The following is a 6,154-nucleotide window of genomic DNA, read 5'->3' on the forward strand; positions in this document are numbered from 1 at the left end:
CCCGCCCGCCCGTTCACCGCCACAGATCGCCTCGGGCCGAAGCGCAAGCCCCCGCCCCCGTGCCCCGCGGGCGGCCGTACCTCCCGGTGCCACGAAAGGCCGACTGGCGTCGACGGGGTGGGTGGGGGGATGGACGGACGGCGGGGCGAGCGGACCCGCCGCCGCCCCTCCCGCGGCGGGCAACTGGGCCGCCAGGGGTGGCACGGGTGGGCACAACCCCCACCACTGCGGGCAGCCGGGCCGCCAACGGCAGCACGGGCGGGCACAACCCATGTTGGCGGGGCCGTCACGGCTTGGGGAGGGGCACAGCCCACGTGACTCCGCCGCCGCTGCCCCTCCCGCTGCGGGCAGCCGGGCCCGCCAGGGGCGGCACGGGCGGGCACAACCCCCACCACTGTGGGCAGCTGGGCCGCCAGGGGCGGCACGGGTGGGCACAGCCCATGTTGGCGGGGCCGTTACGGCTTGGGGAGGGGTACAGGCCAGGTCGGCGGGACCGTCGCTGGCGGGGTGAGGTAGCCCCCGGCCGAGGATCGGCGGCCCCGGCCGGGGGTACGTGGGCCCGGCCGGGGGTACGTGGGCCCGGCGCAGAAAGCGGCGCCCCGGTCGGGGCGCTGGTCAGCGGCGGCGGGCCATCGCCAGCGCCCCGCCTCCGGCGAGGATAAGCACCGCGGCGCCCCCTGCCACGTACGGAGTGGCCGAACTGCCCCCGGTCGCCGCGAGGTTGTCGTCGGGGGCCTTCGCCGCGACCGGCTCCGCCGGCTTGCCCTGCGGAGCAGGCCCGTCGGCCTGCGGCCGGGGCAGCGGCTTGGCCCCGGGCCCGGGGGCGGCGCAGTTCGCCCCGGCCAGGGTCACAGTGCCCTCGACCGCCGCGACCCCGAGCTTCAGCGGGTCCACGGACACCTTGAGCCGCAGCGCGACCGCGGCCGCCGTACGGGACGTCGTCCGCGTCGACGACAGGTCGAGCCGCACCTCGCCGACACCGGGCACGGACACCTGCGTCGTGCCCGCGGCCTTCACCGCGACCCGCTTGCCGAGCACCGTCACCCCGCCGAGCAGCTTCGACTCGGCCACGGGCCGCTTGCCCGACACGCACAGGGCCTTGGACGTCACCTGGTCCACCTCGATGAGGGGCAGCGTCGGAAGCCCGGGCACGTGCACCTTGGCGCGCGCGAGGTTGCTGTATCCCTCCGCCGTGCCGCCCTTCACGGTGGCCCGCGCCGTCGCCACGTCCGCGCGCAGCACGTGGAAGGGGCGCCCGCCGTCGACGCCGTCCAACGTCGCGGTGAGCGCGGTCTTCTGGGCGCTCGCGGGCGCGGACACCTCGTTGAGGGCCGCGTTCAGCGGGTGGTTCACGGTCTTGTTGAGCAGGGACACGTTGAGGCCGGTGCGGAGCACGACGGCGCTGGCGCTGCCGCCGCGTCGGTCGTCGGTGGCGTGCGCGGCGCCCGCGGAGGCGAGCGCGAGCGCCGCGGGACCCGCGGCGACCACGGCCGCGGCGGCGAGGGCGCCGATGCGGCGCGCGGGCAGTCTGCGGAAGACGTTGCTGGGCACGAAGGCGTTGCTGGTCAAGGTGGTGGAACCCCCACTTGAGTCACGGAAGTACCGGCCGCGCACGCCACACGGGGACATCGCGTGCGCGGGGCACCAGGGAAGCCGGAGCGCGCCTCGCGGCGCCCTCCCGACTCCCGGAATTTTTACGCACTGAGAGTGAACAGTCAGCAACGTGGCGTGAGTTCACTCCAAGGAGAGGTTTCCGTCGGTGTATTCGAATCCGGCGGCACGGGTGTTCCCTCGGGTCCCGCTCGTCACGTCCGTGCCGGTGATGGGCGTGATCGCCGCGTTGACGGCTGGGTCCGCGACCAAGTCCCGTACAACGAGCCGGCCCTCGCAGCGTCACCCTGCGTCAACACGAGCCGCATGGCTCGCAACGTTGTCCTGCCGGAAGCTCCCCAAGCCCGCCCCTTCCCGAAACTGGGGCTCCGCCAGGACGAGCCGCGAAGCGGCGATACGGGGGTCCAGGGGGCGAAGCCCCCGGCAGGGCCCCCTACAGCACCACCCGCCCGTTCAACACCACCGCCGAAGGCGCCACCAGCACCCGTACGTCCGCCCGCGGATCCTCCTCGTACACGACGAGATCCGCGGGCGCCCCCTCCACGAGCCCCGGCCGCCCGAGCCAGTCCCGGGCCGCCCAGGCGCCGGCCGAGATCGCGTCCACCGCCGGGATCCCGGCCTTGGTGAGCTCCAGCACCTCGCTTCCGACGAGCCCGTGGGCGAGGGAGCCCCCCGCGTCGGTGCCCGTGTACACGGGGATGCCGGCGTCGTACGCGGCCCGCACGGTGTCGTAGCGCCGGGCGTGCAGCCGCCGCATATGGGCGGACCAGCGCGGGAACTTCTTCTCGCCGCCGGCGGCGAGCCCCGGGAAGGTGGCGATGTTGACGAGGGTGGGCACGATGGCGACGCCGCGCTCGGCGAAGAGGGGGATGGTGTCCTCGGTGAGACCGGTGGCGTGCTCGACGCAGTCGATGCCCGCCTCGACGAGGTCGCGCAGCGAGTCCTCGGCGAAGCAGTGGGCGGTGACGCGGGCGCCGAGCCGGTGGGCCTCGGCGATGGCGGCCTCGACGGCGCCGCGCGGCCAGCAGGCGGTGAGGTCGCCGGCGTCGCGGTCGATCCAGTCGCCGACGAGTTTGACCCAGCCGTCGCCGCGCCGCGCCTCCCGGGCGACGTACGCGACGAGGTCGTCGGGCTCGATCTCGTGGGCGTAGTTGCGGATGTAGCGGCGGGTGCGGGCGATGTGCCGCCCGGCCCGGATGATCTTCGGCAGGTCCTCGCGGTCGTCGATCCAGCGGGTGTCGGACGGCGAGCCCGCGTCGCGCAGGAGCAGCGCGCCCGCGTCGCGGTCGGTGAGCGCCTGCTTCTCCGCGACGTCCGGCGCGACGGGGCCGTGGGCGTCCAGGCCGACGTGGCAGTGCGCGTCGACGAGGCCGGGCAGGGCCCAGCCGCGCAGGGTGACCACGTCCCCGGCGGCGGGGCGCGTGTAGGTCACCCGCCCGCCGACCACCCACAACTCGTCCCGTACGTCCTCGGGCCCGACGAGCACCCGCCCCTTCACGTGCAGCACCGTGCGATCGCTCATGGACAGCAGCTTAGGAGGCGAGAGTCCTGTCGTGGGCGGTCGGTACGCTCAGGTGCCATGACCCACCCCTTTCTTGACCTGACCCCGCTGAGCGCCGCGCACTTCGCCTCCATCGAGGACCGGGTGGCCCGGCTCCTGGACACCGAGCAGGACGTCGTGATCATGCAGGGCGAGGCGCTGCTGCCCCTGGAGGGCTGCATCCGCGGCGCCGCGCGGCCGGGCACCACGGCCCTGAACGTGATCACCGGTCCGTACGGGCAGACCTTCGGCGACTGGCTGCGGGACTGCGGCGCGACGGTCGTCGACCTGGCCGTGCCGTTCCACACCGCCGTGACGGCCGCGCAGGTCGAGGAGGCGTTCGCCGCGCACCCGGAGATCGACTTCGTGTCGCTCGTGCACGCGGAGGCGGCGACCGGCAACACCAACCCCGTCTCGGAGATCGGCGAGGTCGTGCGCGCGCACGGCGCCCTGTTCATGCTGGACGCCGTCGCCTCGGTGGCCGCCGAACCGCTGCTCCCGGACGCGTGGGGCGTGGATCTGTGTGTGATCGGCGCGCAGAAGGCGATGGGCGGTCCGGCGGGGGTGTCGGCGGTGTCGGTGAGCGAGCGCGCCTGGCAGCGGCTCGCCGCGAACCCGCGGGCCCCGCGCCGCTCGTATCTGTCGCTCCTGGACTGGAAGGAGCGGTGGATCGACGGCGGCCGCAAGGCGCTCCTGCACGCCCCGGCGCAGCTGGAGATGCTGGCCCTGGAGGCGTGTGTGGAGCGCATCGAGGCGGAGGGTCCGGACGCGCTGATGGGGCGGCACGCGACCGCCGCGGCGGCCACGCGTGCGGGTGCGGTGGCGCTGGGCGGGGGTCTGGAGCCGTACGTGTACGAGGCTTCGGACGCCGCGCCCGTCGCCACCACGCTGCGCGCGCCGCGGGGCGTGGACGCCTCGGAGCTGGTCGCGCGCGCTCTTGCCGCCGATCCGGTGCTGCCGCTGGTCGCGGGTGGTGGCTCGCTGGCCAAGGAGATGGTCCGGGTCAACCACTACGGGCCGGACGCGACCCGGGGTGTGGTGCACGCCTCGCTGGCGGCGCTCGGCGCCGCGATGGGCGAGTCCGGTCTCGCGGTCGACCTGGAGGCCGCGCGCCGCGCGGTGACGTCCGCCTGGAGCTGACCTCGGCCCCTGAAGGGGCTTCGCCCCTCTCCCCCGTTCGGCGCTCCGCGCCTCGTCCGTCAGCGCCGGACGGGCTGCTTCCCACTCGCACGCGCGCTGGAATGCAGGGCTCCACCGCAATTCACGCGGGCCTTTTCATGAATTCTTTATGAGCGCAGCTTCCCGTATTCTTCTGCCCGCTTTCCGAGGTCCTAAACACTAAGGTTTCGACAGCGCCAATCGCCGTAATTCGGGCACGTCTCGTCGGGGTTACGCCGCTGTGACGCACTCCACAGTGCGCCCGTTTTGTCGGATATGAAACGGTCAAACCGCCACATATAGCCCCGCACTCATGCGGGCGCTCGCGCCCGCGTGATAACACATGAAGGCGTTGTACGTAACCCCTTCACCCGATGCAATCCCAGAAATTGCTCGGTAAATTCAATCCGCATGACCGCTGCACAAGCCGATCTACCGACCGACCTGCAAGCGAAATTCCTCGAAATGCCCGAGGGCCTGCGGATCGACACTCCAGGTGTCGCCGACGGCGCCGCGATCTGGCGGATCGCCCGGGACTCGAAGGCCCTCGACCTCAACTCCTCGTACAGCTACCTGCTGTGGTGCCGCGACTTCGCGGCGACGTCCGTCGTGGCCAGGGACGCCTACGGCGAGCCCGCCGGGTTCATGACCGGCTACATCCGTCCCGACAAGCCGCGCACCCTGGTGGTCTGGCAGGCGGCCGTCGACCACGCACACCGTGGCCGGGGCCTCGCCGGTGCGCTGCTCGACGGACTCGCGGCGAAGGTGGCCGCGCACCAGGGACTCGACGCCCTCGAGACGACCATCACGCCGGACAACGAAGCCTCCGAGCGCCTGTTCACCTCGTTCGCCGAGCGGCACGGGGCGCGCGTCGAGCGGACCGTCCTGTTCGACGCCGGCCTGTTTCCCGGCGACGACGGCGGGCACGAGCCCGAGGTCCTGTTCGACATCGCGCCACTGGCCCTCTGACCGGCCGGCTGCCGCGTCCCGGTTCTGACGTCCCGTCAACCGCCTTCGGTACGACTCCAGTCCACTCAACCCCTCACGATCAAACCCATCTCCCAGGAGATTCGCTGTGACCATCACCCAGCCCGACCTGAGCGTCTTCGAGACCCTGGAGTCGGAGGTGCGCAGCTACTGCCGCGGTTGGCCCACTGTCTTCGACCGCGCGCAGGGCAGCCGCATGTTCGACGAGGACGGTCACGAGTACCTCGACTTCTTCGCGGGTGCCGGCTCGCTCAACTACGGCCACAACAACCCGGTCCTCAAACGCGCCCTCATCGACTACCTGGAGCGCGACGGCGTCACGCACGGCCTCGACATGTCGACGACGGCCAAGCGCGCCTTCCTGGAGTCGTTCCAGAACCTGGTGCTCCGCCCGCGCGACCTGCCGTACAAGGTCATGTTCCCCGGCCCGACCGGCACCAACGCGGTGGAGTCCGCGCTGAAGCTGGCCCGCAAGGTCAAGGGCCGCGAGTCGATCGTGTCGTTCACGAACGCCTTCCACGGCATGTCGCTCGGCTCCCTCGCGGTGACCGGCAACGCCTTCAAGCGGGCGGGCGCCGGTATCCCGCTGGTGCACGGCACGCCGATGCCGTTCGACAACTACCTGGACGGCCAGACCCCCGACTTCATCTGGTTCGAGCGCCTCCTCGAGGACCAGGGCTCCGGCCTCAACCAGCCCGCCGCCGTGATCGTCGAGACGGTGCAGGGCGAGGGCGGCATCAACGTCGCCCGCGCCGAGTGGCTGCGCAAGCTCGCCGACGTGTGCGAGCGCTGGGACATGCTGCTGATCGTCGACGACATCCAGATGGGCTGCGGCCGTACCGGCGCGTTCTTCTCCTT

The 6,154-nt window shown here is 72.6% G+C and carries 5 protein-coding genes; 3 read left to right on the top strand and 2 right to left on the bottom strand.

The features are described 5' to 3' along the window. Positions 1-615 precede the first annotated feature (615 nt). A complete protein-coding gene (locus STRAU_RS29180; protein WP_037662686.1) occupies positions 616-1,527 on the bottom strand; it encodes an SCO1860 family LAETG-anchored protein in 912 nt (303 codons plus the stop codon). Between the two features lie 517 nt (positions 1,528-2,044). Continuing rightward, on the bottom strand, positions 2,045-3,133 hold the full coding sequence (locus tag STRAU_RS29185) for an amidohydrolase family protein (protein WP_016644017.1): 1,089 nt from the start codon (positions 3,131-3,133) through the stop codon (positions 2,045-2,047). Positions 3,134-3,190: 57 nt separating this feature from the next. On the opposite strand from STRAU_RS29185, the gene STRAU_RS29190 reads away from it, so the two are divergent. The 3 genes from STRAU_RS29190 to STRAU_RS29200 all read left to right on the top strand — a co-directional run. Further along, positions 3,191-4,291, top strand: a complete 1,101-nt coding sequence (locus STRAU_RS29190) for a pyridoxal-phosphate-dependent aminotransferase family protein (protein ID WP_016644018.1) — start codon at positions 3,191-3,193, stop codon at positions 4,289-4,291. Between the two features lie 429 nt (positions 4,292-4,720). Continuing rightward, positions 4,721-5,278, top strand: a complete 558-nt coding sequence (gene ectA, locus STRAU_RS29195) for a diaminobutyrate acetyltransferase (protein WP_016644019.1) — start codon at positions 4,721-4,723, stop codon at positions 5,276-5,278. Between the two features lie 106 nt (positions 5,279-5,384). After that, on the top strand, positions 5,385-6,154 hold a 770-nt coding region (locus tag STRAU_RS29200), incomplete at its 3' end, for an aminotransferase class III-fold pyridoxal phosphate-dependent enzyme (protein WP_037662685.1).

The sequence above is a fragment of the Streptomyces aurantiacus JA 4570 genome (assembly GCF_000414115.1).
Taxonomy (GTDB): domain Bacteria; phylum Actinomycetota; class Actinomycetes; order Streptomycetales; family Streptomycetaceae; genus Streptomyces; species Streptomyces aurantiacus_A.